This is a genomic window from Nocardia amamiensis NBRC 102102 (assembly GCF_001612745.1).
Classification (GTDB): Bacteria; Actinomycetota; Actinomycetes; order Mycobacteriales; family Mycobacteriaceae; genus Nocardia; species Nocardia amamiensis.
This window is the reverse complement of the sequence record NZ_BDBA01000332.1, coordinates 1-5347: the sequence shown is the minus strand read 5'-3', so window position 1 is coordinate 5347 and position 5347 is coordinate 1. Positions and strand designations below refer to the sequence as shown.

2 protein-coding genes are annotated in these 5347 nt (G+C 62.1%); both read right to left on the bottom strand.

Going from position 1 to position 5347, the window contains the following annotated elements:
- Nucleotides 1–664, bottom strand: a 664-nt coding sequence (locus NA4_RS37075) for a condensation domain-containing protein (RefSeq protein ID WP_169811206.1), incomplete at its 3' end; no start/stop codon positions are given.
- 1984 nt (nucleotides 665–2648) lie between these two features.
- Nucleotides 2649–5347, bottom strand: a 2699-nt coding sequence (locus tag NA4_RS37070) for an amino acid adenylation domain-containing protein (RefSeq protein ID WP_157129537.1), incomplete at its 5' end; no start/stop codon positions are given.

The window sequence follows — 5347 nt, the reverse complement described above, 5'->3', positions numbered from 1 at the left end:
CTCGCTCGGCCCAGTACTCCTTGTCGGAGGTGAAGCGCGTGCTCTCCCGGTAGGCGATCTCCTGCTCATACAGCGTGTACAGATCGACGGCCTTGGCGGGCGGTGCCTCGGTGCCGTTCAGGATCGCCATGTAGTGCTCGGTCACCCGGGTCAGGTTCGTAACGGCACCGAACCCGTCCAACGCGATGTGGTGCGAGCGCAGATACAGATACCAGTGGTGACCGCCGATCTGCAGACCGGCGAATCGCATCAACCGGTCCTTCAACAGATCCAGCGGCGCGCTGTATTCGGCGCGCATCCACGCCATCGCGGCGGCGGCGGGATCTGCTTCGCCGCGGAAGTCAACGTAGTAGACCTTGTCGCGATCCGGGATCGTGTAGTCGACCCACTGGTACGGTGTTCCGTCGAGCTCGACGATGCAGAGCATGCCGGAGCCACGATCGTGGCCCGAACGGATAAGCGCCTCGCGCAAGACCTCCAGATCGAGATCGCCGTGCAGATCCACGTACTGCGCAATGTTGATCGGCACCTGCGGATCGACATGCTGCGCGTACCAGATGCCCAGCTGGGCGGGCGACAACGGAAAGAGATCTTCCTTCGAAGCTGGCGTAGACACTACTTCACTGACAGCTTCGTCGTTTCCGCCAAAATCCAGCCCGTCCAACCGTAACCTCACTATCCGAAACACTATCTGGTTACCCCAGATGGGGCACCGGAGAAAAAGCATGTCTATTAAGCGCCCGAAACTCCGAGTCGCCTTGAATCTCAACCAGATATCCGCAGCCGGTCTATTCGCAACAAACCACCTCGGAATTCAACCTCTCCGCAAGAGCACGGACATAACCGCCGTTCAAATAATCATCAATATATGGTCTAGTGAATAGATACTTACTGACCCGAGTGAGCTCCGTACCCCTGCTATGCCAAACTCGCTTAGCTATCGGATATCGCTTCAATTGCTCCCGGATCGATGCGTCAATAATGTTCCGACCCCACTGGGCCATCTCCTCTTCGGTCGAAAGGTCGAGGTATTCGAATATTTCAGGAGTCATGCGCAGCGGACTATCCGCAGGCAAGGCCGTGGTCAGATCACCCGGCGCCGCAGCCCAATACGTAGGCACGGCATCAATCGACCTCTGACCTAACATGCCATGACCACCGGGGTCGCGTCCTATCGCTTCTCCACTCGGCCTCAGCGGGTCCGCAATGAGCGCACATGCAGCGATTCTCCGGACCGGAAATATTCTCCCGAAAGGATTGATTCCCCGAGAAAATTCCGAAATGAGCCGTCCGGCAATAGCAGCACCTTGAGCATATCCAGCGACGACTACCGACCCACGACATCTCACAATTTCACGAACAAGCGCCCTCCTCGAGTTCGCAGGCGTTCCCGCATAGGCCACTATCCGGGGCGCAAAACGCACAGGGTCGAGCGCGCTGGCAAACTCATCCGTCACTGAATGACGCTTCGGAGACCAGCTCGCGCCCAAAATCAGCACATCAATCACAAGGAGCAACCCACAAGAAACTCACCTTCACTCTAACCCACTCAAGCTGCACGTAGTTCATGGCCGCGACATCGTCGAGCCAGGGAGAGGACCCCACCAACATAGAGAGCGTCGGATTCCGTAGCCTGGGCTAATCCCCAGTCGAATTGCATCACCGCGGTCCCCCCGCCTGCTCACCATGGGCGACCGTGCGGGCAAAGGATGTGTCGCTAAAGCTTCGTCCTATATAACACGCCCAGATGACGAGACGAGGCAACCGAACCCGAAGGGCATCATACGCACGGGTGTCCGAGCGGGTTGGCCACGATGGTTGCGGACCGAATTTTCGCCACGAATGCGCTGTCGAAGGGTGCCCAAAAAGACAAGCGTACGAATAGACATGGATGTCCTGTTCCTCCAGGAAGAACGGCATAATTACGTAACCGTACCTTTCCACGTCCCCAGCCCGAACGGTATGGGGGAAATGCCTACACTGATCCCCCTGCGCGAACCAACGCCGCGCGGACCGAAGCCGCCACGGCGTGCTACAGCCGTCGACTACGCGACCGAAGCCAAAACACGATGGAAGCACGGACCCGTCAGCCGATCGGCAGCTTCGAATAGGGGCGGTACGATCGGTGCCTGAACTGACCACCGCTTCAACTCCGCGATGATGTCGTTCTCATCTAATCCGAGTGGACTCGTTTCAAGCTACATCGTTACTAGCGCCGGAATGCTCGCCACCCGCACATGCAGATGCTGGCCAAGGTGCAGACGGGTTGCGCCTTGCCGCACTGCAGACACTACAGCGGCTTTTGTGCAGCCGCCAGCAACCATGTCGAGATTGCGGAAGTCCGATTCCCAGCCCGAGATTATCTCATACAACCGCGACCAAGACTCGATAAACCGGATTAGAGGTGGAACAAGCAACAGGTTGCGTGACTAGCGCGTCTTACGAAGTGAGATGAAAGGGGGCAAGCAATGAGTTCGGGCTTTGTGACGAAGGCGTGTCGATAGCAGCATTCGCGTCCGGCCTTGAATGTCGACCACAACGATTCCACGCCGACGTTGTACCACCACATCCCGGGTCACCCCTCGATCGGTCAAGCCGTGGGGGCCGCGGCCTCGATGACGAACTCGGTGCGCATGGCGACGGCCCGACTAGCCCAACTCGACGGGAACGCTCGGATCGCTAGTTCCAGCCTCGCTGCGATATGTGGTCAGGATCTCGGTGATTTGGGCCAGGCCGGCGGCCGTAGTCATTTGCCAATGTGTGGTGGATACGGCGTGGTTGTGGACTGTGCCGTCAACGATGTCGCTCCAGAGCGTCGCGCCGACAGTGCCAGTGAGGTCGTTCAGTGCGGCGGTGAAATAGATGACATCACCCCGGTATACCGGCGGCCGGTAGTCGCTGCGCAGAGCCACGGAGTGCACCGCGGCGTCGATGATGCGGGTGACCCGGTCGGCGCCGAAGGAGGCGAACGGTTCGGGCAGTTCGCTGAGTTTCTGCGGAAGTGCCGCCCAATCCACCTCCGCGACGTTGCCCAGATCGCCAGCCGCTTCACCAAGCAGGCCTCCGATCAGCTCGGCGACCGGGACCTGACCGGCATCGCTGGTCAGCGTGCCGGGGGGATCGGCCATGTAGCTGTCCATCACCGCCAACAAGGCGATGGTTTCGCCCTCGCGTTGCAGCTGCACTGCCATTTCGTGGGCGATGACGCCGCCGAAGGACCAACCCAGCAGGTGGTACGGGCCCTCCGGTTGCACCGAACGGATCAGTTCTACATACTGCGCAGCCCAGTTCTCGATCGAGTCCGGCATCTCGGCCTCGGCCGCCAGCACCGGCGTTTGCAAGCCGTAGAGCGGCCGGTCGGTGTCGAGGTAGGCCGCCAGACCCGCAAACGACCATGAGATCCCCGACACCGGATGCACACAGAACAGCGGCGCGGCCGAACCTGCGGGCCGCAGCGGCAGAAGCATGTCGAACGCGGCCTCGGTCTCGAGGGTGCTACTTGCGCGGCGCGCGAGGTCCGCCACCAGCTCACTAGGAGTCTGCGCGGTGAACACCCGCATCACCGGCACTTTTGTGCCGAGCGCCGCCGACAGCCGGGCGGTTAGCTTGGCCGCGATCAGCGAGTTCCCGCCATGCTCGAAGAAGTTGTCGTCCATGCCGAACCGATCAACTCCAAGCACTTCGGCGAACGCCGCAGCCACCGCCGCCTCCGCCGGAGTCACTGGCGCCCGGAACTCACGCGCCCGGAACTCAGGAGCCGGCAACGCGCGACTGTCGAGCTTGCCGTTGGCAGTCAACGGCAACAACTTCAGCACCACGATCGCCGCGGGCACCATGTAGCCAGCCAGAAACTCGCCCACCTGGCTCCGTAGTTCGGCCAGGTCCAGCCGCGCACCGGACTCGGGGAGCACGTATCCGACGAGTTGATCACCGAGCACCGCATCCACGCGCACCACCGCCACAGCCTGACTCACCCCCGCACAGCGCAGTAGCGCCGCTTCGATTTCGCCGAGCTCGATTCGGAAACCGCGCAACTGCACCTGCTGGTCACCCCGCCCGTTGTAGGCCAGCGCGGGCTCACCCCGGGACCGGGTCCAGTGTGCGATGTCCCCCGACCGATACATCCGCGACCCCGGCGGCCCGACCGGATTGGCCACGAACCGCGACGCAGTCAGGCCCGCCTGCCCCACATACCCGCGGGACAGCTGGTTGCCTGCGACATAGATCTCGCCGGGAGTGCCGAACGGTGCGGGACGCAAGCGCTGGTCGAGCACATAAGCATCGAGCCAGGGCAGGGCGCGGCCGATGAGACTGGCCTGGCTGTCGATGACGTGGTCATCCAGTGACAGGAACGACACGTGCACCGTGGTCTCGGTGATGCCATACATGTTCACCAACCGCGGCGCGTCGACCGGATGACGCTCATACCAGCGTGACAGCTGCCGCAGATCCAGCGCCTCACCCCCGAAGATCACATACCGCAACGCCAACCCTCCGGGTGAAGCGTCTCGATCGGCCGCTACCAACTGGTAGAACGCCGAGGGCGTCTGGTTCACCACCGTCACTTGCTCCCGGACGAGCAACTCGCGGAACAGCTCAGGGGAGCGGGAGGTCTCGTAATCGACCATCACGACGCTGCCACCGGTCGCCAGCGCACACCACAACTCCCACACCGAGAAATCGAACGCGAACGAGTGGAACACCGTCCACACATCACGCTCGTCGAACCCGAACAACGGTTGTGTGTTGGCGAACAACTCCGCCACGTTGCGGTGGGTCACCCCCACCCCCTTCGGGATCCCAGTGGAGCCGGACGTGTAGATGACATACGCGAGGTTGTCCGGCCGCAGCGGCGTCGGCCGTTCGTCATCAGCCACGGGATCGTCAGCGAATCCCGCTGTCTGTTCCAGCAATACCACCGGCAGGTCAATTTCAGGCAGAGTTGATCGTTCGTCGGCGGTGGTCAGCACGCAGACCGGTGCCGCATCCGCCAGCACGCCCGCCACCCGCTGGCTCGGGTAGGTCAGATCGATCGGAAGGTACGCCGCACCCGCCATCAGCACACCCAGCAACGCGACCGGCAGCTCCTCGGTCCGCGGCGCCGCGACCGCCACCAGCGATTCCGGCCCCGCCCCCGCCGCGATCAACGCACGAGCAACCTGGTTCGCACGCCGATGCAAACCATCGAAACTCACCGTCCTATCGCCGTACCGCACAGCCACCGCATCAGGCCGAAGCCGCGCCTGTTTTCCGACCAACTCGGGCAACGTTGTCGCGGACGCCGAAACGTGGCACGACGTCGGCTCACCAAGCACTATGGCGCGCTCGGACGTACTGAGGAGATCGA